This window comes from Streptomyces dengpaensis (genome assembly GCF_002946835.1).
Lineage (GTDB): Bacteria > Actinomycetota > Actinomycetes > Streptomycetales > Streptomycetaceae > Streptomyces > Streptomyces dengpaensis.
This window is the reverse complement of sequence record NZ_CP026652.1, coordinates 2,834,066-2,857,222: the sequence shown is the minus strand read 5'-3', so window position 1 is coordinate 2,857,222 and position 23,157 is coordinate 2,834,066. Positions and strand designations below refer to the sequence as shown.

Here is a 23,157-nt window from a genome sequence, read left to right as displayed (position 1 = left end):
CGGAAGAGCGGAGGCCCGGGTCCCGTGAGGGAGGCCGGGCCTCCGCCGTACGCGCGCATACGTCAGCCGGTTGTGTGCCGTATGTCAGCCGGTCGGGCCGTATGTCAGCCGTTGGCGAGCGCGATCACGCGGTCCAGTGCGCCGTTGAACTTGTTGTGATCTCCGACGACCGGCCCCGACGACGTGTACTGCCACATCGTGTAGAAGGACCAACCCGCCGGCAGCGTCCCCACGGTCGAGGCGTACCGCGCGATCCACAGCGGGTTGCCGGCCCCGAAGCCCGCGTAGTTGCCCGTGCACTGGGTCCACCAGTTGGTGGCCGTGTAGATCACGGCGTCGCGGCCGGTGCGGGCCTTGTACTGGTTGAGGAAGCTGCTGATCCAGGTGATCATCGTGCTCTGCGACTTGCCGTAGCAGGCGGCGCCGTACGGGTTCCACTCGATGTCGAGCGCGCCCGGCAGCGTCTTGCCGTCCCGGGACCAGCCGCCGCCGTGGTCGACGAAGTAGTTGGCCTGGGCGGCGCCGGTCGTGGTGTCCGGGGTGGCGAAGTGGTAGGCGCCGCGGATCATCCCGACGTTGTACGAGCCGTTGTACTGCTGGGCGAAGTACGGGTTCGTGTAGTACGTCCCCTCGGTCGCCTTGACGTAGGCCCACTTGACCCCGCTGTTCCACAGGGTCGACCAGGCGACGTTGCCCTGGTGGCTGGAGACGTCCACGCCCTCCGTCTGGGTCGTGTCACCGGTGGCGGGTGTGCCGTGCCGGCCGTCGTGCGCGATGACACCCATGCCCATGTGGGCGGAGCCCCGGGCGGGGGTGTCGGCCGCGGAGGAGGGGAGGGTGTACAGCAAGGAGAAGGCCGCGAGCAGGATCCCTACCGCGAGCAGCCGCAGGCGGCGGGCCGTTCCGGGTCTGTGCACGGGCATTGCGTGCCTCCGAAGAGATCGGTGGTGCACGGTGGTGCTCGGTGGGGGGAGCTGACGGCACGCGCCGGGCCGTGGGCGGCCAAGTCCTCGTCGACTTGTCGATGGCGTGGGCATGCCAGAGTTGCCGTAACGAAGCTACGCACGGAGAAGTGGGCGCGGGAAGAGGGCCTCGAGGCTGCCGTTGGTCTACGCCTGCGAAATACTGGCGGAGCTGCGGCAATGGCGAGTTTTGACGGAAACTTTCAGGATCGGGAAACCGGGGCAGGGGTCTGACGTGCACGAGGGCGGGAACGGCGAGCGGCAGGGTGCCGCGTCCGGGGCGTCGGGACGCGGTGGGGACCAGTCCGCCGCGCACGGCGGCGGGGAGCGGGAGTTCCTGTCCCTGGAGCGCGAGTTGACCGTGCTCCTGCGCCGAGCCCGCGCCAGCCAGGGTGAGATGGCCCGCGAGGTCCATCCGGACCTGGAGTCCGCCGCGTACGGACTCCTCGTACGCCTCGACGAATGCGGCCGCCAGCGTGCCACGGATCTCGCCGGCTACATCGGCGTCGGCAAGGCCACGATGTCCCGCCAGCTCCGCGCCCTGGAGGAACTCGGCCTGGTGGCCCGCGAACCGGACCCCGCCGACGGCCGCGCCTGGCTCGTCCACCTCACCGAGGAGGGCCGCACCCGCGTCAGCCGGGTACGCGAGGCCCGCCGCGCCCGGTACGTCCGCCGGCTCGCCGACTGGGACCCCCACGAGGTCGCGGAACTGGCGCGGCTGCTGCACCAGCTGAACGACATGGAGAAGTAGCGTCACGGCTCGACGTACACGACCGTCGCGTCGTCGTGTGTCTTGCTCCGCCGCAGGAACACCCGTTCCGTGTCGGCGCGTTCCAGCGCCCGTACGCGATCGATGACGGCCTGGGGGCCCTCCTTCCGTACGAGGGCGAACAGATCCGGCCAGTCGCCCTCGCGGAACTTCTCCACCCAGCGGGTGGCGCCGTCCGTCAGGGCGGCGAGAGCGCGGACATCCGCCCGGGGGAGGACGCCCGTCACCGCGCGGGAGGCCACCGAGGGGTCGGCGGCCGCGGTGAAGAAGCCGCCCTCCTTGTTGCGGACGGTCGCGTCGGCGACGGCGTCCGTGGCGAGGGAGGCGCGGGGGAGGCGGTCGAGGCGGTCGTCCAGGAGCGCTGTGACCTCGCCCGTCGGGGACTCCACCAGCAGGGCCGAGTCGGACAGGACCAGGTACTCGACCGTGTCGGCGGACCACCGCGCGAGGACCACGGTCGCCTGGGGCGTGCGTGGGTGAGAAAGGTCACAGGATTTGGCATGGGCGTCGGCCACGCGGCGAATGGCCCGCGAGAGGATCTCCGGGAGCGTCAAATCCCTGAGCGAAAGGGACAGTTCGGTCAGGGCTCCGCCGAGCCGGGAGGCGAACCAGGCGACCGAATGCAGACAGCCGTAGTCGCCCCGAGGGGGTGTCACCCCGTCGAGGACGACCAGGGCACCTCCCTGTCCTGAGGCCGGAAGTCCGACCGATGCGAAGTCCTCATTGGGGCGGTCCGGGTCGCCGGGCTCCGAGGCGAGTTCAGTGCGCATTCGGCCAGTGTGCACGACCTCTTCACAAGGTCCACAAGAGGCTGGCATCGGTCGCCGAACGGCTGCGGACCGGCGGTCAGGCGCCGGGTTTGACACGGAATGATCGGCTCCGGTGAAGCGTGGCGGCGAATAGTGCCAAAGCCTGTCGCCGACGTCCAACCGGCTCGCGGGTCAAGACCGTCGCGCCCGCCGGAGGAACTTGCCCGCCAACTCCCCTCCGGGGTTCACTCCTTCAGGTGGCGGGCCGGATGATGCGGGACCACTGCCCACCGGCACTGGGAGGGTCGGGAGCCGTACCGGGCGGACGCCTCCGTTGACGGAACGTCACCCGGGCCCATGGGTACACGAGTACAGGAATGCGAGCACCGGTGCAGAAGACGCGGCCGAGGCGCACAGGCAAGCAGACGGCCTCCACGGGAGGCGCCACCGGCGCCACCGGCGACGCCGTCCACTCCGCGGGCAAGGGTCGGCCCGCCCACGTACGTAACCGGCTGATCGTCGCCGTGGCGGTCGTCGCGGCCGCCATCGCCGGCGCCGGTGCCCCCACGGTGCTGGCCGCCTCGGAACAACTGAACGACACCCAGAACCTGGTGACGCTCGCCCAGCGGACCCAGCAGGCGCTGACGCTCGCGCACTCGCTGGCCGACGAGCGGGACGACGTCACCGCGTACATCGCCGCGGGACGACCCAAGACCAAGGCTCCCTCCGAGCAGCACAGCGCGCGCGTCGACCGGCAGGTCGAGGAGCTGCGGGCGGACGACGACGCGCCCGCGTCGCTGCTCAAGGACTTCGACGCCATCGCCTCCCTGCGCCGAGCGGCGCTCACCGGAAAGAGCAGCGCTCTCGACGCGCACCAGGCGTACTCGGCCGTCATCAGCGAACTCCACGCCCTCGCCGAGGACCTGGCCGACCGGCTGCCGCCCCGCGCGGATTCCGGCGCGCACGCCCTCGCCGAGCTGGACTCCGCGGTGCAGCAGTCCGCCGCCGCCCGCGGCCTGCTCCTCGCCGCCCTGAGTATCCCGCGTACGACCCAGACCGTCATCGACCCGGTCACCGGTCTCGCGACCACCACCAGCGCCTCGTCGGACGCCGACACCAAGCAGCGGGACGCCTTGAGCGCCGCCGCCCAGCAGGCCCGGCTCCGCTCGGACGCGGCCCTCGCCGACTTCCGCGAGGCGGCGCCCAAGGCGGCCCGTTCCTCGTACACCTCCACGGTCACCGGGCCCGACGTCGTCACCGCCGACAAGTACCTCGCGAGCCTGACCGACCAGCCGGCGCTCTCCGACGCCGAACTCGACACCAGCGTCAAGAAACTGGACGCCGCCCTGTCGGCCCGTATCGAGCTGATGCGCGGCGCCGAGGCCTCCCTCAACGAAGGCCGCACCAAGGACCTCGAACTTCTGCGGGACGACGACGTCACCGCGCTGGAGATCCGGATCGCCCTCATCGGCACGCTGCTGCTCGTCGCGGTCGGCGTCTCGATGGCCATGGCCCGCACCCTCACCCGCCCGCTGGCCGTGCTGCGCCTCGGCTCGGCCCGGCTCGCCGCCGACCCGGACGCCGAGGAGCCGGTCAAGTTCACCGGCCGCAACGACGAGTTCGCCCAGGTCGTCCGCTCCGTCAACGCGCTGCACGCGCACGCCGCGACGCTCCACGAGCGGCTCGCGACCCTCCACGAGCGGATCGCGACCCTCGAAGGCGACCGCAAGCACCTCATCGGCCAGCGCCAGCTGATGGCCGACGAGCGCGACAAGCTCCGTACGGAACTCGCCGAGGCCACCGCGCACCTGGAGCAGATGCGCGGCAACATCCACGGCACGTTCGTCAACCTCGCGCTGCGCACCCTCGGCCTCGTCGAGCGCCAGCTCGGTGTCATCGAGGGCCTGGAGGAGCGCGAGCACGACCCCGACCGCCTGGCCACGCTCTTCAAGCTCGACCACTTCGCGACCGTCATGCGGCGCCACAGCGAGAACCTGCTCGTCCTCGCGGGCACCGAGCACGTCCAGCACCACGCGAACCCCGTCCCGCTCATCGACGTCGTACGGGCCGCGGTAAGCGAGATCGAGCGGTACGAGCGGGTCCGCATCGCCACGCTGCCGCCGCACGCGCACCTCGCCGGGTTCGCCGCCGACGACATCAGTCACCTCGTGGCCGAACTCATGGAGAACGCCTCGTCGTTCTCGCCACCCGACCGGCCCATCGAGGTCTCCGGCTGGCTCCTGGAGAGCGGTGAGGTGATGCTCTCCGTGCAGGACGAGGGCATCGGCATGACCGACGAGCGGATGAGCCAGCTCAACTCCCGCCTCTCGGGCTTCGGCGCTGACGACGCGTACGACCTGGAGAGCGACGAGGGACTCGGGCTCGGCCTGTACGTGGTGGCCCGGCTCGCCCACCGGCACGGTGTGCGCGTGCAGCTGCGCGAGCAGAAGCAGGGCGGCGTCGCCGCCGTGGTCGTCCTTCCGAAGACCCTGTTCGCCGCGGCGCCCGCCGCCACCGTCCCCGCGGCCACCGGGTTCGTCGGCGGCGCTTCCTCGGTATCGCTGCCCGGCGCGGACGCCGAGGCCAACTCCAACGTGCTGCGGGGGCGTTCGGCCCTCGTGGCGGCGGACCCCGAGGGCGACGAGGACCCGCTGATCGCGGCGGCGGAGGCGGCGGTACGCAACGCGGACGCCGAGCCCGCGGCGCGCAACGCGGACGCCGAGCCCGCGGCGCGCAACGCGGACGCCGAGCCCGTGGCGCGCAACGCGGACGCCGAGCCCGTGGCGTGGAGCGCGGACGCCGAGCCTGGGGTACGCAACGCGGACGCCGAGCCCGCGGCGTGGAGCGCGGACGCCGAGCCCGCGGTGCGCGACACGGACGACGGGCCCGAGCCTGGGGTACGCGACACGGACGACGGGCCCGAGCCCGCGGTCGCCTCGTCGGATGCCGAGCCTCACGAGCCGGAGCCGGGCCCCGAGACCACGATGGAACTCCTGCTCCCGGAGCCCCGGTTGGCGGAATCGCCCGCCCCCGAACCGGCCCTCGGACCCGACCCGGAAACTGCTTTCCCCACCCAGGCCGCCCCCGGCACCGGCACCCCCACCCCCGACCCGTACGCCATCGGCCCCGACACCCACGAACGCGTCCCGGACGAGGAGTCCCCGCGGCTCACCGACAAGGGCCTGCCCAAGCGGACGCCGAAGATCTCCGCGCCCGCCCCGGCCCCGAAGCCGCGCACGGGCGGCGTGGACGCCGAGGCCCTGCGCCGCAGGCTCGGCGGCTTCCACCGGGGCGCGATGGAGGGCCGCCGCGACGTGGAGGCGGAGCTCACCGAACAGACGGCGGAGATGAACGCAGCACAGACGCTCAGCACGGACGCACCACAGAAGCCCGACACGCACGACGCACCACACACGCTCAACGTGCCGCGGACGGCGGAGACGTACGCGCAGGACGTAGAAGCATCGGGGAGCACAGTCGAGGAGGCAAGCAGTTGACAGCGCCCAGTACCTACGGCCTGAGTAGTGAAGCCCGCAATCTGCACTGGCTCCTGACGAATCTCGTCGAGGAGGTGCCGGGCCTCCAGTCGGTCGCGGTCGTCTCCTCCGACGGCCTGCTGCTGCTCTCCTCCGACCCCGGCAGGATCGCGGAAGCACGGACGTCGCGGGACGATCGCCCCACCGGCCCCAAAGGGTCGGCGGGTGACCTCGCCACCATCGTCTCCGGCATCGGCAGCCTCACCATCGGTGCCGCCAAGCTGATGGACACCGGCGCCGTCAAGCAGACGATGGTCGCGATGGAGGAGGGCAGCGTCTTCGTCATGTCGATCAGCGACGGCTCGCTGCTCGGCGTGCACGGCTCCCCGGACTGCGACATGAGTGTGGTGGCGTACCACATGGCCCTCTTCGTCGGCCGCGCCGGACACGTGCTGACCCCGGAACTCCGCACCGAGCTCCGAAAATCCCTTGAGGCCGAGTCGATGGGGAATGCCCGATGAGTACGTCGAGTACACCGAGTTCGCCCAACAGGCTTCCGATGCGCGGAGGCGACCGCAAACCCGCCCGCGTACGCCCCTACTCGCTCACCGGCGGCCGCACCCGCTTCGGCCACGTCCTGCTGGTCGAGACGTTCGTGGCGGCGCTCGAAGCACCCGAGGAGCGCAAGGAGCTGACCAACGGCTCGCTCGCGACCCGGGTGATGCCCGAGATGCGGGCCATCGTCGAACTCTGCCGCCGCATGCGCACGGTGGCCGAGATCGCCGCCCTCCTCAGGATGCCGCTCGGCGTGGTCCGTGTGCTCCTGAGCGATCTGGCGGACCAGGGAAAGATCCGTGTATACGGAACAGGTCACGGCCCGGGACAGCCGGACCGCGCTCTGCTGGAAAGGGTGCTGAGTGGACTCCGTCGTCTCTGACGTCATGGCCGCGCCGGACGCGGACGAAAAACTCCAGGCCTGGCAGACGGACCGCACCCGCGCGCCGATCGCCACGAAGATCGTGGTGGCCGGCGGCTTCGGCGTGGGCAAGACCACGCTGGTCAGCGCGGTCTCCGAGATCACGCCCCTCCAGACGGAGGCGCTGATGACCCAGGCCAGCGAGGACACCGACGACCTCACGGAAACGCCGGACAAGCAGACCACCACCGTGGCCATGGACTTCGGCCGCATCACGCTCGACGACGATCTGGTGCTCTACCTGTTCGGCACGCCGGGCCAGCAGCGGTTCTGGTTCATGTGGGACGACCTGGTGCGCGGCGCGATCGGTGCGGTGGTCCTCGCCGACACCCGCCGGCTGACGGACTGCTTCCCGGCGCTCGACTACTTCGAGAGCTGCGGACTTCCGTACGTCGTCGCCGTCAACCACTTCGACGGCAGTGAGCGGTTCGAGGCCGTGGACGTGCGCGAAGCCCTCTCGGTGCCCCTGCACATACCTGTCATGATCATGGACGCGCGCCGCCGGATCTCGGTCGTCGAGACCCTGCTCGCGCTCGTGGGACACGCACTCGACGTGAGTCCCGAATAAGACGTACGCAAACTAAGGACCCGCATGCGCAAGATACTCGTCGTCGGAGCCGGCCAGTCCGGACTCCAGCTCGCCCTGGGACTGCAGTCCCAGGGGTACGAGGTCACCCTGATGTCGAACCGGACGGCGGACGAGATCCGCACCGGCCGCGTCATGTCGACGCAGTGCATGTTCGACACGGCACTGCAGCACGAGCGCGACCTCAAGCTGAACTTCTGGGAGTCCCAGGCCCCGAAGATCGAAGGACTCGGTGTCTCGGTCGCCGCCCCCGGCTCCTTCGATCCGGGCCCCTCGCAGCGCGCGATCGACTGGGTGGGCAAGCTCGACGGGTACGCGCAGTCGGTGGACCAGCGGGTGAAGATGGCCGGCTGGATGGAGACGTTCGCGCAGCGCGGCGGCCAGCTGGTCATCCACGGCGCCGCAGTCTCCGACCTCGACTACTTCTCCCGTACGTACGACCTCGTCCTCGTCTCGGCGGGCAAGGGCGAGCTGGTGTCGATGTTCGGCCGCGACGCGTCTCGCTCCCCGTACAGCGAGCCGCAGCGCGCCCTCGCGGTGGCGTACGTCCACGGCATGGGCCCGCGCCCGGAGCACCCGGACTACGACGCGGTCCGCTGCAACCTGGTCCCCGGCGTCGGCGAGCTGTTCATCATGCCGACGTTCACCACCTCCGGCCGCGCGGACATCCTGTTCTGGGAAGGCATCCCCGGCGGCCCGCTCGACGTCTTCAACGGCGTCAAGGACCCGGCGGAGCACCTCTCCCTGACCCTGGAGCTCATGGAGAAGTTCACGCCCTGGGAGTACGCGCGGGCCACGAAGGTGGAACTGACCGACGCGCACGGCACCCTCTCCGGCCGCTATGCCCCCACCGTCCGCAACCCGATCGGCCGTCTCCCCGGCGGCGGCCTGGTCCTCGGCGTCGCCGACGTGGTCGTGGCGAACGACCCGATCACCGGCCAGGGCTCCAACTCGGCCTCGAAGTGCGCGGCCGCGTACCTCGCCTCGATCCTCGAGCAGGGTGACAAGCCCTTCGACGAGGAGTGGATGCAGGCCACGTTCGACCGCTACTGGGACACGGCCCAGCACGTGACGAAGTGGACCAACGCCATGCTCGGCGTGCCGCCGGAGCACGTCCTCAACCTGATCGGTGCCGCCGGCCAGCTTCAGCCTGTGGCGGACCGGTTCGCCAACGGGTTCAACGACCCGGCCGACTTCGAGAACTTCTTCTACGAGCCCGAGAAGACCGAGGCGTACCTGGGATCGGTGGCGGGGGCCTGAGCCTCTTAAGGGGCGCTCCCGTACCCGGCGTCCGAACCATCCATCGCCTTCTCGGGGAGCTTCGGCGGCGTGTAGCGCCGCAGGGGCTCCCCGGCCGGGTCGGGCCGCACCGCGCCCAGCAGCGGGTTGGCGGCGATCGGGGAGACCTTGATCTTCGATCCCGGCCGCGGCGCCTGGACCACCATCCCATCGCCCGCGTACAGGGCGACGTGCGTGGCCTCGGGGAAGTAGACGACCAGGTCCCCGGGGCGCAGCTCGCTCAGCGGCACACGCGGGAGCCGGGCCCACTGCTCCTGGCTGGTCCGGGGGATGGACCGGCCGGCGCGCTGCCATGCCCGTGAGGTCAGCCCCGAGCAGTCGTACGACTTCGGGCCCACCGCACCCCACTGGTACGGCTTGCCGATCTGCCCCACGGCATAGCGCAGCGCCTTCTCGCCCTCGCGCGACGGGGGCCGCTCACTGCTGAGAGCCCCCGAGGCCATGAACTTCTTCTGCGCCTCGGACACCCCCGACTTCTCCAGCCGGTCGAGCTCGGTGAGCTGGTCGACGGTCAGCGAGGCGAGCAGCTCCTCAACACCCTTGAGCCGCTTGCGGACCTCGTCCCGCTCCTTCTTCCGCCGCCCGGCGAGGACGAGTTGACCGTCGAGCGCCTTGCGGGCCGCACGCGCGAGCGCGTCGGTCCTCCGCTCGCTCCCGACCACCCGCTCCACGGTCTTGGCGCGCTCCAACGACAGCTGCCCGATCACATGCCCCTCGTCCAGAGCGTGCTGCGGATCACGGGCGAGGAGCAGTCGTACGTACGAGGAGATGTCGTCGCTGCTCTGGTACTGCTGCCGGGCGAGCCGCCCCGCGGCTCCGCGGCTGTCGTGCAGCGAGAGGCGGGCCTTGGCGAGCGCGGCGTCGAGCCGGGAGACCTCGGCGCGCTGCTTCTTCAGCTTCTCCGCGGTGGCGTTGTACGTCTCGGTTGCGCGCTCGGCGTCCCGGTACAGCCGCTGAAGATCCGTCAGCAACGCCGTCACGGACCGCTGTCCGGCCGCACTGGTCTCGGGCCGGGGCTCCGGGGCCGCCACGGCGGGCGCGGTCACGAGAAGCGCCCCGGCCGTCACCGCCGCCGTACAAGCCAGACGTACAAGCCTTTCTGACACGTCATCACCTCCGGTGCGGAGGTGGTCCATCCACCTCGCACCGGAAGACTTAGACGTGCGCATCCCGAGCGCACGGTCTGCTGACCGCTTCGGCCCAACAAGCTCACTCGTCGGCGTGGGACTCCGGCGTGGCGCCACCCCTGGCCGCGCCCTTGGACCAGGGCCACTTCAGCCCGCGCCCGGTGTCCCCCTCGGGGTCGTACTCGTACTTCCACCCCTGATGCAGCCCGAGCGTCCTGCTCCTGCCGGACTGCACGCGCCGGTAGACGAGCACGGTGGCGGGACCGCCGTCCGCGTCCGGCACCGGAACCCGGTACGTCTTCGGCGGATGCCCGGTGAGCCCCAGCAGGACGGGCAGCACCCGCCCGTCCAGGGGACCGCCGACAAAGGGAGTGTCTTCGCTCTTCACACCACCAGTGTCACAAAAGCCGGGCCGCGTCCTCGATCACCGGCAGCACCCGCCGGGCCAGGGCCGCCACGGCCCCCTCCCCGGTCTCCAGCGCGAGCGCGGCCTTCACCACCCGCGCGGTCTGCGGATCGCGTGCGGCACTCGCGACCAGCGCCGCCACGAACTGCTCCACGAGCCAGTCCCGCAGCTCCGCCAGCGGCGGTTCCTTGCCGTTGTCGAGCCAGATCAGCGAGGCGGCCTCCACGGCGGTGATCCACATCCGTACGGTCATCCGCAGCCGGGGGCCGGGGTCCCTGACCGCGAGATGATCAAGAATGTGCTTGGCGGCGGCCCGCCGTACCCCGTCCACTATGGCCGTGGTCCGCGACGTCTCGACGACGCTCCCGCCCTGCAGCAGCGCACTGAATCCGGCGTCGTGCTCGTCCACGAACGCCAGATACCGGTCGAGAGCCCGGCTCAGCCGCAGCGTGAGCGGACCCTCCGGCGGCTCCGCGAAGCACTGCTCCAGTTCTTCGGCGGCAGACCGCAGGGCGGCCTCGTACAGCTGCTGCTTCCCGCCCGGAAAGTACCGGTACACCAGCGGCCGCGACACCCCCGCCGCCTCGGCCACGTCGTCCAGCGAGACCTCCTCGGGCACCCGTTGGGCAAACAGCGACAAGGCCGCCTCGAGCAACTGGCGACGCCGCTCCTCAACGCTGAGCCGACGGTATGCGGGAGTGGTCATGAGGTGCAGCGTAACGGGACGAAGCCGCCCAGCGATCCGCAGCCGCAGCCTCACGGCGGGGGCCGTGCCGGTCCATCCCAGCCCCGCTGCGGGCGGGGAAGTTTTTCGCCCCCGCCCGCCCCTACCCTCCCCCACTCTCGGCTTCTCCCCCAGTGTCTTAAGGGCCTGGGAGGTACCCCCAGAGCGGGGGGAGCCCCACCGTACCTGGGGGCTGCCGCCCCCAGCCCCCCGCTTCGGCCTGAACGGCCTCGTCCTCAAACGCCGGACGGGCTGGGGGTGGTGCACCCGCAGTCGCCAGCGCACGGAAGGGGCCGTGCCGTGCCGGTACATCACATGCCCGTCGCTTACGCCCGGATCTGGAAACGGCTCCCCACAAGCCAACGTCTGATCCACCGGCGACGGGCGGATGCACCGGCACGGCCCCGACCCACCCACCGGCGGAAAGCGAATCGGCGGACAGGAACAGCGGCAGCGTTCAGGCCAGCAACCCCGACGACTTCCACAGCCGCCGCCCGGCCCCCCGCAGCACCCCGATCTCATCCAGGAAGTCCGTCAACCGCTTCGCCCCCGTCTGCATCACATCCCGCCGATGCCCACTCGCCCTGACCTGCGCCACCGCCTCACGCCTGTCGAGCCCGACATTCGTGTACACCTCGGGATTCACAAAGGCCACCGAGAACACCCGCGCGAACTCCCCGGAGGTGACCCGCGTGAACTCCTGGGACCACCGCGGCGCCGTCAGCATCTGCCGCCGCAGCTCCTCCCGCGCGTACCGCACATGCCGCGCCTCCTCCACCACATGGATGCGCGTCACCCCGCGTATCAGCGTCTGCACCCGCTCGTCCGGGAACGTCAACCGCTGCATCCAGTCGAGGACCTCCTCGCCGAGCAGCGTGGCCGTGAAGGACCCCGGCGTGGTCGAGATGGTCTTGAAGAGCCGCCCGAGATTCATGTGCACCCGGCTCACCGGGTAGTACGGCGTGCCACCCTTCGTTATCAGCCGGGCGAACATCTTCGAGTGCCGGCACTCGTCCTCGATCTCGGTCAGCGCGTACCGCACATGCGCGCTCGTAGCCGCCTTGTCGTAGATGTGCCGCACCAGCAGCTGCATCAGAATGATCTCGAACCAGATGCCCAGGGACGCCAGCGCGGCGGCCTCATGCTGGGACAACGCGATCCGCTGCTCCTCGCTCATCCGGCGCCACAGCGGGGTGTCGTACAGCGACACCAGCTCCGGCGGCCAGAACCACTTGCCCTCCTCGAAGGGCGCGTCCCAGTCCAGTTCCTTGTCCGGATCGAACGAATGTTTGGCAGACGAGTCGAGCAGGCGTTCGGCCACCTGTTCCCGGTCCTTGAGCGCGCCGAGCGCGTCACGGAGTACCTCGGCTTCGGTCACCGTTGTCATGGCTGTCCCACCTCGTCATAGGGGATCTCACGCGATCGCTAAGAGTTACCGGGGGTCACCTCTTATGAGACTGCCTGTCAGCAGGGGCGTCAATCCCTTGCGCGCCACTTGTTGACGACGCGTCTACCTCATGTGAGCCTGCCGTTATGCCGACATACGAGCTGTACGCCAAGGACCCGGGTGACCCCCTCTGGCAGGTACCGGCCTCAGGGGCGGCGCGATTCAGCTGGGAGTACGACGACGGCCGTGACCGCCTGCTCGCCCTGTACCAGAAGGGCAAGGACAAGCAGTGGGACGGCCAGAAACGCATCGACTGGGACCTCGAAGTGGACCCGTACGACCCACTCGGCACCCCCGACGAGTCGATGACCCTCTACGGAAGCCCGTACTGGGCGAAGATGACCGACCGCGACAAGGGCGAGCTGCGCAAGCACTACACCTCGTGGCAGTTCAGCCAGTTCCTGCACGGCGAGCAGGGCGCCATGGTCTGCGCGGCGCGCATCGTCGAATCGGTCCCCGACCTCGACGCGAAGTTCTACTCGGCCACCCAGACCATGGACGAGGCGCGGCACGCGGAGATCTACTCCCGCTTCCTGCACGAGAAGATCGGAATGCTCTACCCGATCAACGACAACCTGAAATCGCTCCTCGGCGACACCCTGCGCGACTCCCGCTGGGACATGCCGTACCTGGGCATGCAGGTCCTGATCGAGGGCCTGGCCCTGGCCGCCTTCGGCATGATCAGGGACACCACCGACAAGCCCCTCCCGCAACAGATCCTGGCGTACGTGATGCAGGACGAGGCGCGGCACGTCGCCTTCGGCCGCATGGCCCTGCGCGACTACTACAAACAGCTCACCGACGCCGAACTCCGCGAACGCGAGGAATTCGTCATCGAGGGCTGCTACTTGATGCGGGACCGGCTCCGTGGCATAGAGGTCCTGGAGAACTTCGGAATACCGAAGGCGGAGGCCGAGGAATACAGCGAGCAGTCCGAATTCCTCCATCTCTTCCGCCAGTTGCTCTTCAGCCGCATCGTCCCCTGCGTCAAGGACATCGGCCTCTGGGGCAAACGCCTCCAAGAGGCCTACGTCGACATGGGCGTCTTCGACATGGGCAACTCCAACCTCGACCTCCTGATGGCCCAGGACGAGGAGATCGCGGAAAAACTGGACGCGGAACGCTTCGCGGCAGAGGAAAAGTCCCGCGTCGCAGAGGTGGACGAAATGATCGCCAAGGGTACAGAACCCTAAAGGGGACCCAGCTTTTCGCCGGTCTCAGAACCCGAGCACCGCCTCCATCACCGCCTTGGCGATCGGCCCCGCGTCCCCGCCCCCGCTGATCGCCCCCCGGCGAGCCGCCGCGTCCTCGACGACCACCGCGACGGCGACCGCGGGTTCCATCGCGTCGTCCGCCTGGGCCCAGGAGATGAACCAGGCGTACGGCATACCGGAGTTGTCGATGCCGTGCTGTGCGGTGCCGCTCTTGCCGCCGACGGTGGCGCCCCGGATGGCGGCGCGCGCGCCGGTGCCCTCCTCCACGACGTCGGTCATCAGCTCGCGCAGACGCATCGAGGTCGACGGGCTCATCGCCTCGTGGAGGGTGCTCGAGCCGGTGGTGGAGACGGTGCCGCCGCCCTTCGTGGTCGTCCTCTCCACCAGGTACGGCGCCTTCACCGAACCCCCGCCCGCCACGGCCGCCGAGATCATCGCCATCTGCAGGGGCGTCGCGCGGGTGTCGAACTGGCCGATGGAGGAGAGGGCCAGCTGCGCGTTGTCGAGCTTGGTGTCGAAGTTGCTGGGAGCGACGGAGAAGGGGATCTTCAGTTTCCGGTTGTTGAAGCCGAAGTTCGCCGCCGTGCGGGCCATGCCGTCGAGGCCCACGTCCACCCCCAGCTTCGCGAAGACCGTGTTGCAGGACCACTCGAAGGCGTACCGCAGCGACGCGTCCTTGCAGTCGTCGAACTCGTTCGTGAGCAGGGTCCTCGTGCCGGGCAGCCGGTACGGATCCGGCGACCTCGTGGGCGCGTCCAGATCCGTCACCACCCCCGCGTCCAGCGCCGCCGCGGCCGTCACCACCTTGAACGTCGACCCCGGCGGATACGTCTGCCGGATCGCCCGGTTGAGCATCGGCTTGTTCGTGTCGCCGTTCAGCCGCGCCCACGCCTGCTTCACCGCCGAGTCCGTCCCGGACAGCTCCGCGGGGTCGTACGAGGGTGTGGACACCAGCGCCAGGATCTTCCCGGTGGCCGGTTCGATCGCGGCCACCGCGCCCTTGCGCGAGCCGAGTCCCTTGTACGCCGCCTGCTGCGCGGCCGCGTTGAGCGTGGTCACGACCTTGCCGCCGGGGTTGAGGGTGCGCGTGACGTCGTTCCACAGGGGCAGCGGGGCGAGCATCGGGTCCGCGCCGGAGAGGATGTCGTCCTCGGTGTGCTCCAGGAACGTCGTCCCGTACAGCTGCGAGGCGAAGCCCGTGACCGGCGCGTACAACGGGCCGTTCGTGTACGTCCGTTCATAGCGGAGCTGCTCGCGGGTGTCCTCGGAGCCGGTCACCGCCCGGCCGCCGACGACGATATCGCCGCGCGGCTGGCCGTAACGGGCGATCGCCCCGCGGCGGTTGGCGGGATTGTCGTCGTACGACCGGGACTGGAAGACCTGGACGCGGGTGACGTTGACCAGGAGGGCCAGCAGGAGCACGGCACAGAGGGCGGCGGCCTTGCGGATGTAGGGGGTCATGGCGCCGCCGTTCCGTCGTACTGGCTGCGGGCGGAGTCGCTGATCCGGATCAGCAGCGCCACGATGATCCAGTTGGTGACGACCGAGGACCCGCCCTGCGCGAGGAACGGCATGGCCATGCCGGTCAGCGGGATCAGCCCCGTCACTCCGCCGGCGATCACGAAGACCTGGAGCGCGACGATCGATGCGAGGCCGACCGCGAGGAGCCGTCCGAAGGGGTCGCGCAGGGCGAGGCCCGCCCGGTAGCCGCGCTCCACGAGGAGGGCGTAGAGGAGGAAGACCGCCGAGAGGCCGATCAGCCCGAGCTCCTCGCCCGCGGTCGCCAGGATGAAGTCCGACTTGGTGGCGAAGCCGATGAGGATCGAGTGACCGAGCCCCAGACCGGTGCCGAGCATCCCGCCGGCGGCGAACGCGAAGAGGGACTGGGAGAGTTGGTTGGGACCCTGGCCCGCCTCGATCGACGCGAACGGGTGCAGCCAGTCCTGCACCCGGCTGTGGACGTGCGGTTCGAGCCAGCCGACGGCCACCGCGCCCACGCAGGCCAGCAGCAGCCCGACCGCGATCCAGCCGGTACGGCCCGTGGCGACGTACAGCAGGATCACGAACAGGCCGAAGAACAGCAAGGACGTCCCCAGGTCCCGCTCCAGCACCAGGACGCCGACGCTCAGCAGCCAGATCGTGACGATCGGGCCGAGCACGCGGCCGGTGGGCAGCTGGAGCCGCTTGAACTTCCAGACGCGGCGGCCGCTGTACGCGAGCGCGTTGCGGTTGGCGGCCAGATATCCGGCGAAGAAGACCGCGAGCAGCACCTTCGCGAACTCGCCCGGCTGGATGGAGAATCCGGCGACCCGGATCCAGATGCGGGCGCCGTTCACGGCCGGGAACAGGATCGGCAGGACCAGCAGGAGCAGGGCGGCGACGACGGAGACGTACGTATAGCGCTGCAGGACGCGGTGGTCGCGCAGGAGGAGGACGGCGGCGATGAAGAGCGCGACACCGAGCGTCGACCAGATGAGCTGGGTGGGGGCCGCCGCGTCGCCCGGGGTCTCCAGGTCGAGCCTGTAGATGAGCACCAGGCCCAGACCGTTGAGGAGTACGGCGATGGGGAGCAGCAGCGGATCGGCGTACGGCGCTCGCAGCCGCACCGCGATGTGCGCGAGGAGCGCGAGCACGCCGAGCCCGGCGCCGTAACCGGCGGCGCCGGGCGGGACGGTGCCGTTCTTCGCCAGACCGACAGCGCAGTAGCCGTACACGCTGAGCAGGACGGCGACGACGAGGAGGGAGAACTCGATGCCGCGGCGCCTGGGCAGGCGTACCGCGGGAGCGGGCGCGTCCGCTGCCAGGGTCGTTCCGGGCATTCCGGGCTGCATCATGTCCGGAACGTAGCAAGCGGGGGACCTGATGTCCCGTTATGTAGTGATAAACGGGCTGTTCCGGCGTATCTCGTGCGCGGCCGATCGGTGTCGGGTGTGTCCAGTGGGTCGGGTGGATCAGGTGGTCAGCACCAGCGGGGTTCCTTGTCCAAGAGGTCGATGAAGCGCGCGGGGCCCCAGGACCAGGTGCCGTCGGCGAGCAGGTACCAGATGCGGTTGCCGAAGACGGAATCGCCCCAGGCCTTGCAGAAGATGCGGACGTCCTCGCCGTTGCGCGCGATACGGGTCAGCCGACTGCGGTTGTCCGGAGCGGTGCGCAGGGCCAGCCCGCCGTTGATGTCGACCCTGCCTCTGACGGTGGAACTGTCGTTGTCGGAGTCGTTGCGGTTGTCGTTGCCGTGGAAGCCGTTGAAGCCGTTGAAGCCGTTGAAGCCGTTGAAGCCGTTGAAGTTGTTGAAGTCGTTGAAGTTGTTGCCCCCGAAGCCGCCGAAGCCCCCGAAGCCGTTGCCCCCGAAGCCCTTGCCGTTCCCGACTCCGTTGAAGCCGTTGCCTCCGAAGCCAAAGCCGTTCCCGTTGCCGTTGAATCCGTTGAATCCGTTGAATCCGTTGAAGCCGTTGCCGCCGAAGCCGAAGCCGTTCCCTCCGCCTCCGTCGAAGCCGGTGCCGCCGAGGCCGCCTGGGGAGCCTCCGCCGCCGTCGTTGCCGGTCAAGGCGCCGCTGCTGCCGGTTCCGGGGTTCCCCATCCCTTCGCCTCCGGCGAGGGCGGGGGTGGCGCCGACGACTGCGACGAGGCTGCCGGCGGCGACGGCTATACCGAGACGGCGCGTGAACGTGGATCGCTGAGACATGAGAGGGCTCCTTCAGGGAGGCGGGATGAAACTGACTAATCGCCACATTAGGAGCCGGATTTGGGTGAGCGCAGGTCACACTGAGCCATCGGAGCCGCGGATCACCCGGTAGTGGAGGGCGGGCGGTCAGGTCATGGCTCCGCCAGTTCCTCCAGGAGCCTGGCCGTCGCGAGCCCGGCCCGCAGGTACTCCACGAACAGGTCGTTGTGCAGCGCCCACGGCGAGCGACGGCTCCGGATCAGCCGTATCGCCTCCTCGGCGGTGTGCCCCGCGAGCACGAGCGCGTGCGCGACGACCAGCCCCGAACGGTTGTAGCCGTGATAGCAGCGGACCAGGACGCGCCGACCGTCCTCCAGCGCCTCGTCGGCGGCCCGCGCGAGTCGCATGACACCCGCCAGGTGCGTACCGTCGAGGGGACCGTCCGGTATGGGCCACACATGGTGCTCGACGCCCGGGGCCGGGCCGTGCCCTGGCAGCCGCAACAACGTCAGGACCAGGTCGAACTCATTCCGTACGACCGCGAATTCCGGCTCACCGGAGCGCCCCGCGAACGCGTGTCCGCCCATCCACAGACCGGGCACGATCTCGCTCCACGGGCTGCCCGGAGGCGGAACATCGGGTTGCCTTCCGCGGGTCCGCAACGGTGCCTCCCAGCCAGCTCCCCCAACTCTCCCAACCCCTCCCAAAGGTAACCGGGTTCTTGCCCCTGGAGCACCCCGCCTGTTCCCATGGTCATGGGGTGATGGTGCATGAACGGACTGCGCGTCATACCGACCTGGCGCCACGGACAGGAGCGCCTGTACGTGTGCCTGACCGACGGCCGGAACGTCGCCTGGTACGACCGTGAGGCGGCCCGGGTCAACCTGCTCAGCGAGGACCGGCGCGAGGAGGTGCTCGACGTACTCGGCCCGTTCCTGACCGGCCCGGTGACGGTGGGGCCACCCCCCGTGCCGACCCCGGCGGAGCTGGCCCGGCTGACCCTCCACCCGGACGACGACCTCGCGCCGAACCGGCCCGGCGAGGCGCTGCTGATCGCCCTCGACCGTGATCCGGGCCCGGCGCACCGCCTGCGCCCCGACCCGCGCCGCCGTGCGCTTGCCGCCGAGCAGGCCGTCGGCGAAGCGCTCGACCAGCTGGAGGGGGCGGGGTGGCACACCCTCCACTCGGTTCCGCTCCCCGGTGGCGAGCGCATCCATCACCTGATCATCGGGCCCGGCGGCCTCTTCGCCGTGTGCGCCCTCTACGCCCGCAAGCAGCGCGTCATCGTGGCCGACCCGATGGTCACGGTCGGGCGCCATGAGCCGCGTCCACTGCTGCGCCGCGTCCGCGCCGACGCCGACCGCGCGTCGTACGCCCTCACCGCCGAGGTCTGCCCCGTCCTCGCCGTGACCGGCCCCGCGCATCTGGACGTCCTGGCACCCCCACGCGAGGTCCGCATCCTCCAGGACACGGACATCACCTCCCTGGCCCGCCTAGGCGGCATCCTGAAACCGGCGGATGTGGAGGCCCTCCATGCGATGGCCCGAGACCGGCATACGTGGCTGCGGGTGTGACGCCGGCGGGGCTGGGGCGGGTTTTCGCCCCCGCCGCCCCAGACCGCGCTCCTCAAACGCCGGAGGGGCGAATTCTTAGCCCGTCCGGCGTTTGAGGACGAGCGCGAAGCGCGACAAGCGGGGGGTCTGGGGGCGGCAGCCCCCAGTACGGGACGGGTAGGAGCGGAGGGGGCGAAACCCCCCGTCACGGCAGTGGCCTCGCGCCCTCCGGGCTGAGCAGCGGCGCCAGCAGATCCCCGTACCGCTGAAGGCGGGGCGCGACGTCACCGGCGAGGAAGACCAGCTGGCCGGGCCGGGCGCAGGAGGCGACCTCGTCCCAGGTCACGGGAGCGGACACGGTGGGCGAGGGCCGCGCCCGGAGGGTGTACGGCGTCGCGGTCGTCTTACGCGCCGCGTTCTGACTGAAGTCGACGAAGACCTTCCCCGCCCGAAGCCTCTTGGTCATCAGGTGGGTGACCCGCCCGCCCAGCTCCCGCTCAGCCTCGACGGCAAGCTCCTTCGCATACCCACTGACCTCCGCCGACGCCGCAGGCTCCACCGCTGCCAGCAGATGCAACCCCTTCGACCCGGACGTCTTGACGTACGCCTCGATCCCGTCGGCGGCCAGCCGCTCCCGCAACCACAACGCCACCTCACAGCACTCGACCACGCTCGCGGGCGCCCCCGGATCGAGGTCGAAGACGATCCGGTCGGCGACCCCGGGCGTGTCGATCGTCCACTGCGGCGTGTGGAACTCGGTCACGAGGTTCGCCGCCCACATGAGACTGGCGAGGTCCTGGACCAGCACCATCCGCGCGGGCCCCTCCGAGCGGGGGACCTGGGCCGTCCTGACCCAGGCGGGCGTACCGGGCGGCACGTTCTTGGTGAAGAAGACCTGTCCGCCGGGCCCGTCCGGGTAGCGGAGGAAGGAGACGGGCCGGTCGCGCAGGTGCGGCAGCAGCGCGTCCGCCACCGTGGCGTAGTAGTGCAGCACCTCCCCCTTGGTGAAGCCGGTGTCCGGATAGAGGATCTTCTCCAGATTGCTGAGCGCGAGCCTGCGCCCCTCCACCTCCGTGATCGGCGTCATACGATGAGAATCCCACGAAACCGGGCGATAACGGATAAACGGGCAACGGATCTCGATCGGAAGGGTGCTGCACGTGCGATCCATATGGAACGGCGCCATCTCCTTCGGCCTGGTCACCATCCCCATCAAGCTCGTGAACGCCACGGAGAGCCACTCGATCTCCTTCCGCCAGGTCCACCTCGACGACGGCGGCCGCATCCGCTACCGCAAGGTCTGCGAACTGGAGGACCGCGAGGTCACCACCGCGGAGATCGGCAAGGCGTACGAGGAAGCGGATGGCACGCTGATCCCGATCACGGACGAGGACCTGGCCTCGCTGCCGATCCCGACCGCCAGGACCATCGAGATCGTGGCCTTCGTACCGGCCGACCGGATCGATCCCCTCCAGATGGACACGGCGTACTACCTGGCCGCGAACGGTGTCTCCGCCGCCAAGCCGTACACCCTTCTGCGTGAGGCCCTGAAGCGCAGCAACAAGGTCGCCATCGCGAAGTTCGCGCTGCGCGGCCGTGAGCGGCTCGGCATGCTGCGCGTCGTCGACGACGTCATCGCCATGCACGGCCTCCTCTGGCCGGACGAGATCCGCGCCACCGACGAGGTCGCCCCGGACGCGAGCGTCACCGTCCGGGACAAGGAACTGGACCTGGCGGACGCCCTGATGGACACCCTCGGCGAGGTCGACCTCGCCGACCTGCACGACGAGTACCGCGAGGCCGTCGAGGAGGTCATCGCGGCCAAGGCCTCCGGCGTGGAGCCGCCCGCCGTCCCCGCGGGGGAGCGGACCGGCGGCAAGGTGCTCGACCTCATGGCCGCCCTGGAGAAGAGCGTGCGCGCCGCCAAGGAGTCGCGCGGCGAGGAACCCGCCGAGGTCACGTCCCTCCCGGCCCGCCGCAAGTCCGCCCGTACGGCCCCCAAGGAGGTCAGCGGCAAGAAGTCGACGTCCACGGCGAAGAAGACGACGGCAAAGAAGACGACGGCAAAGAAGACGACCGCGAAGAAGACGACCGCGAAGAAGGCCACCGCGAAGAAGGCCACCGCGAAGAAGGCCACCCCACGAAAGCGCACAGGCTGAAAGGGGGGTATCCAGCCTGTCCGGCTTCGAGGACGAGCGCGAAGCGCGATGAGGGGGTTTGGGGGCAGAGCCCCCAAGGACGGGAAGGGTAGGGGCGGAGGGGGCGAGAACAACCCGGCAGGCACCGGCAGGGACATGCACCGGCAGGGGCACCGGCCGCTGGACGGCCCGGCCCGAATTCCTCCCCCCGCCCCGCATGATCGCCGGATCCATGCCTACTCGTCACCCATGGCCCGGTCCAACGACGAGGTCGCCGCGCTGTTCCAGGAATACGCGGACCTGATCTCGATCACCGGAGGCGACGCGTTCAAGGCACGTGTCTACGAGAAGGCTGCCCGCGCGATCGGCGGTCACCCCGCCGATGTCTCCACGCTCGACGCCAAGGGCCTCCAGCAGATCCCCGGCGTTGGCAAGTCGATCGCCGAGAAGGTCGTCGAGTACGTCAACAGCGGCAGCGTGTCCGCGGTCGAGCAGCTGCGGGCGAAGATCCCCGCCGGTGTCCGGCGGCTGACGGCCATCCCCATGCTCGGCCCGAAGAAGGCGCTGACGCTGTACGAGGAGCTGGGCGTCTCCTCGATCGACGAACTGGTCGACGCCATCCACGCCGAGCGGCTGCGCGACCTGAAGGGCTTCGGGCCGAAAACGGAGGAGAACATCCTCCACGGCATCGGGCTCCTGAGGTCCGCCGAGGACCGCGTCCAGCTCGACGTCGCCATGGGCCTCGCCGAGGACATCGTCGCCGAGCTGTCCCGGGTGAACGGCTGCCGCCGCTGCGCGTACGCCGGCTCGCTGCGCCGTGTGCGCGAGACCGTCGGCGACATCGACATCCTCACCGCGGCCGAGGACTCGGGGCCGCTGATGCGGGCATTCACCGAGCTGCCGTACGTCATGGAGGTCATCGCGCAGGGCAGGACCAAGACGTCGATCCGCACCACCAAGGGCCTCGCCGTCGACCTGCGCGTCGTACCCCCGGACTCCTGGGGCGCGGCGCTCCAGTACTTCACCGGCTCCAAGGCGCACAACATCCGCACCCGGGAACTGGCCGTGCACCAGGGACTCAAGCTATCCGAGTACGGGCTGTTCGACGTCGAGAGCGGAGAGAAGACCGTCTCCGAGACGGAGGAGGAGGTGTACGCCCGGCTCGGCCTGCCGTGGATCCCGCCCACGCTGCGGGAGGACCGCGGCGAGATCGAGGCGGGCCTGCGCGACGAGCTGCCCGACCTGGTGGAGGAGGCGGACATCCGGGGCGACCTGCACACGCACACCGACCTCACCGACGGCCTCGCCCCGCTGGAGGACATGGTCGCCGCGGCCGCCGGGCGCGGCTACGCCTACTACGCGATCACCGACCACGGACCGGACCTGTCCATGCAGCGGATGACCGACGAACGGATGCTGGCCCAGCGCGAGGACGTACGGCGGCTCGACGGCGCGTACGGCACACGCGGGAAGCGCGCCAAGCGCGGCGGAATGCGGCTCCTGCACGGCGTGGAGCTGAACATCGGGCCCGAGGGTGACGTGGACTGGCCGGACGACTTCCTGGCCGGCTTCGACCTGTGCGTGGCCTCGGTGCACTCGCACTTCAACCAGGGGCGCGAGGAGATGACCCGCCGGATCGTCCGGGCCTGCGAGAACCCGTACGTCAACATCATCGGCCACCCCACCACCCGCCTCATCGGCAAGCGGCCGGCCGTCGACGCCGACCTCGACGCGGTGTTCGCCGCCTGCGCGCGCACCGGCACGGCCCTGGAGATCAACGCCCATCCGGACCGGCTCGACCTGTCCGACGAGCACATCCTGCGGGCCAAGCGGTACGGGGTGAGGTTCGCCGTCGACAGCGACGCCCACGCCGCCCTCCACCTGGCCTACATGCGCTACGGCGTGGCGACGGCGCAGCGCGGCTGGCTCACCAAGGACGACGTGATCAACACCTGGCCGGAGGCGCGGCTGCGGCGCTTCCTGGACAAGGGGCGCGCCAAGGGCCGTAACAAGGGCCGCGCCAGAAGCCGCGACACAGGGCGTGCCAAGCGGCACTCGACGGCGTAACGC

The 23,157-nt window shown here is 70.1% G+C and carries 21 protein-coding genes; 10 read left to right on the top strand and 11 right to left on the bottom strand.

The genetic code is table 11. From position 1 onward, the window contains the following. Positions 1-104: 104 nt before the first annotated feature. The gene (locus C4B68_RS12935) at positions 105-923 is read right to left on the bottom strand and encodes a lysozyme (RefSeq protein ID WP_099499867.1); all 819 of its coding nucleotides are present in this window, start codon (positions 921-923) and stop codon (positions 105-107) included. A 274-nt stretch (positions 924-1,197) separates the two neighbouring features. On the opposite strand from C4B68_RS12935, the gene C4B68_RS12930 reads away from it, so the two are divergent. After that, a complete protein-coding gene (locus C4B68_RS12930; RefSeq protein ID WP_099499868.1) occupies positions 1,198-1,713 on the top strand; it encodes a MarR family winged helix-turn-helix transcriptional regulator in 516 nt (171 codons plus the stop codon). Between the two features lie 2 nt (positions 1,714-1,715). Here the strand turns inward: C4B68_RS12930 and C4B68_RS12925 are convergent, their stop codons facing one another. Further along, positions 1,716-2,501 (bottom strand): protein phosphatase 2C domain-containing protein, encoded by a 786-nt coding sequence (locus C4B68_RS12925; protein WP_099499869.1) that lies wholly within the window; start codon positions 2,499-2,501, stop codon positions 1,716-1,718. Positions 2,502-2,869: 368 nt separating this feature from the next. Here C4B68_RS12925 and C4B68_RS12920 point away from each other — a divergent pair, with 368 nt between their 5' ends. The 5 genes from C4B68_RS12920 to C4B68_RS12900 are packed head-to-tail and all read left to right on the top strand — an operon-like array spanning position 2,870 to position 8,778. Continuing rightward, a complete protein-coding gene (locus tag C4B68_RS12920; RefSeq protein ID WP_240634331.1) occupies positions 2,870-5,977 on the top strand; it encodes a sensor histidine kinase in 3,108 nt (1,035 codons plus the stop codon). After that, a complete protein-coding gene (locus C4B68_RS12915) occupies positions 5,974-6,477 on the top strand; it encodes a roadblock/LC7 domain-containing protein (RefSeq protein ID WP_099499871.1) in 504 nt (167 codons plus the stop codon). The genes C4B68_RS12920 and C4B68_RS12915 overlap by 4 nt, the downstream gene beginning before the upstream one ends. Next, positions 6,474-6,893, top strand: a complete 420-nt coding sequence (locus C4B68_RS12910) for a DUF742 domain-containing protein (RefSeq protein WP_099499872.1) — start codon at positions 6,474-6,476, stop codon at positions 6,891-6,893. The genes C4B68_RS12915 and C4B68_RS12910 overlap by 4 nt, the downstream gene beginning before the upstream one ends. Then, a complete protein-coding gene (locus tag C4B68_RS12905) occupies positions 6,874-7,500 on the top strand; it encodes a GTP-binding protein (protein ID WP_099499873.1) in 627 nt (208 codons plus the stop codon). The genes C4B68_RS12910 and C4B68_RS12905 overlap by 20 nt, the downstream gene beginning before the upstream one ends. Positions 7,501-7,524: 24 nt before the next feature. Then, positions 7,525-8,778: a styrene monooxygenase/indole monooxygenase family protein gene (locus tag C4B68_RS12900; RefSeq protein WP_099499874.1), complete on the top strand. Its 1,254-nt coding sequence runs from the start codon at positions 7,525-7,527 to the stop codon at positions 8,776-8,778. 5 nt (positions 8,779-8,783) lie between these two features. On the opposite strand, the gene C4B68_RS12895 is transcribed toward C4B68_RS12900, so the two are convergent. The 4 genes from C4B68_RS12895 to C4B68_RS12880 form a co-directional block, all read right to left on the bottom strand. Further along, on the bottom strand, positions 8,784-9,923 hold the full coding sequence (locus tag C4B68_RS12895; protein WP_099500033.1) for a C40 family peptidase: 1,140 nt from the start codon (positions 9,921-9,923) through the stop codon (positions 8,784-8,786). 103 nt (positions 9,924-10,026) lie between these two features. Then, positions 10,027-10,332, bottom strand: coding sequence for a hypothetical protein (locus C4B68_RS12890; protein ID WP_099499875.1), 306 nt, complete (start codon positions 10,330-10,332; stop codon positions 10,027-10,029). 10 nt (positions 10,333-10,342) lie between these two features. Continuing rightward, the gene (locus tag C4B68_RS12885) at positions 10,343-11,056 is read right to left on the bottom strand and encodes a TetR/AcrR family transcriptional regulator (RefSeq protein ID WP_099499876.1); all 714 of its coding nucleotides are present in this window, start codon (positions 11,054-11,056) and stop codon (positions 10,343-10,345) included. Between the two features lie 475 nt (positions 11,057-11,531). Then, positions 11,532-12,461, bottom strand: coding sequence for an AurF N-oxygenase family protein (locus C4B68_RS12880; protein WP_099499877.1), 930 nt, complete (start codon positions 12,459-12,461; stop codon positions 11,532-11,534). A 146-nt stretch (positions 12,462-12,607) separates the two neighbouring features. Between C4B68_RS12880 and C4B68_RS12875 the strand changes: the two genes are divergently transcribed. After that, entirely contained in the window at positions 12,608-13,714 is a 1,107-nt protein-coding gene (locus C4B68_RS12875) for a ferritin-like domain-containing protein (protein ID WP_099499878.1), read from the top strand. Positions 13,715-13,738: 24 nt separating this feature from the next. Here the strand turns inward: C4B68_RS12875 and C4B68_RS12870 are convergent, their stop codons facing one another. The 4 genes from C4B68_RS12870 to C4B68_RS12855 form a co-directional block, all read right to left on the bottom strand. Further along, positions 13,739-15,196, bottom strand: a complete 1,458-nt coding sequence (locus C4B68_RS12870) for a penicillin-binding transpeptidase domain-containing protein (RefSeq protein WP_099499879.1) — start codon at positions 15,194-15,196, stop codon at positions 13,739-13,741. Continuing rightward, positions 15,193-16,569: an FtsW/RodA/SpoVE family cell cycle protein gene (locus C4B68_RS12865; RefSeq protein ID WP_180289186.1), complete on the bottom strand. Its 1,377-nt coding sequence runs from the start codon at positions 16,567-16,569 to the stop codon at positions 15,193-15,195. The genes C4B68_RS12870 and C4B68_RS12865 overlap by 4 nt, the downstream gene beginning before the upstream one ends. A gap of 125 nt (positions 16,570-16,694) precedes the next feature. Then, a complete protein-coding gene (locus C4B68_RS12860) occupies positions 16,695-17,417 on the bottom strand; it encodes a hypothetical protein (RefSeq protein WP_099499881.1) in 723 nt (240 codons plus the stop codon). Positions 17,418-17,548: 131 nt separating this feature from the next. Next, positions 17,549-18,058, bottom strand: a complete 510-nt coding sequence (locus C4B68_RS12855; RefSeq protein ID WP_099499882.1) for a protein-tyrosine phosphatase family protein — start codon at positions 18,056-18,058, stop codon at positions 17,549-17,551. A 108-nt stretch (positions 18,059-18,166) separates the two neighbouring features. Between C4B68_RS12855 and C4B68_RS12850 the strand changes: the two genes are divergently transcribed. Next, on the top strand, positions 18,167-18,970 hold the full coding sequence (locus C4B68_RS12850) for a nuclease-related domain-containing protein (protein ID WP_099499883.1): 804 nt from the start codon (positions 18,167-18,169) through the stop codon (positions 18,968-18,970). A 184-nt stretch (positions 18,971-19,154) separates the two neighbouring features. Here the strand turns inward: C4B68_RS12850 and ligD are convergent, their stop codons facing one another. Then, on the bottom strand, positions 19,155-20,036 hold the full coding sequence (ligD, locus tag C4B68_RS12845; protein ID WP_099499884.1) for a non-homologous end-joining DNA ligase: 882 nt from the start codon (positions 20,034-20,036) through the stop codon (positions 19,155-19,157). 73 nt (positions 20,037-20,109) lie between these two features. Between ligD and ku the strand changes: the two genes are divergently transcribed. Both ku and polX read left to right on the top strand, forming a co-directional pair. Then, positions 20,110-21,108: a non-homologous end joining protein Ku gene (ku, locus tag C4B68_RS12840; protein ID WP_441349328.1), complete on the top strand. Its 999-nt coding sequence runs from the start codon at positions 20,110-20,112 to the stop codon at positions 21,106-21,108. 228 nt (positions 21,109-21,336) lie between these two features. Next, positions 21,337-23,154 carry a DNA polymerase/3'-5' exonuclease PolX gene (gene polX, locus C4B68_RS12835; RefSeq protein ID WP_099499886.1) on the top strand — a complete coding sequence of 606 codons (1,818 nt, stop codon included), beginning with the start codon at positions 21,337-21,339 and terminating at the stop codon, positions 23,152-23,154. The last annotated feature ends 3 nt before the right edge of the window (positions 23,155-23,157 follow it).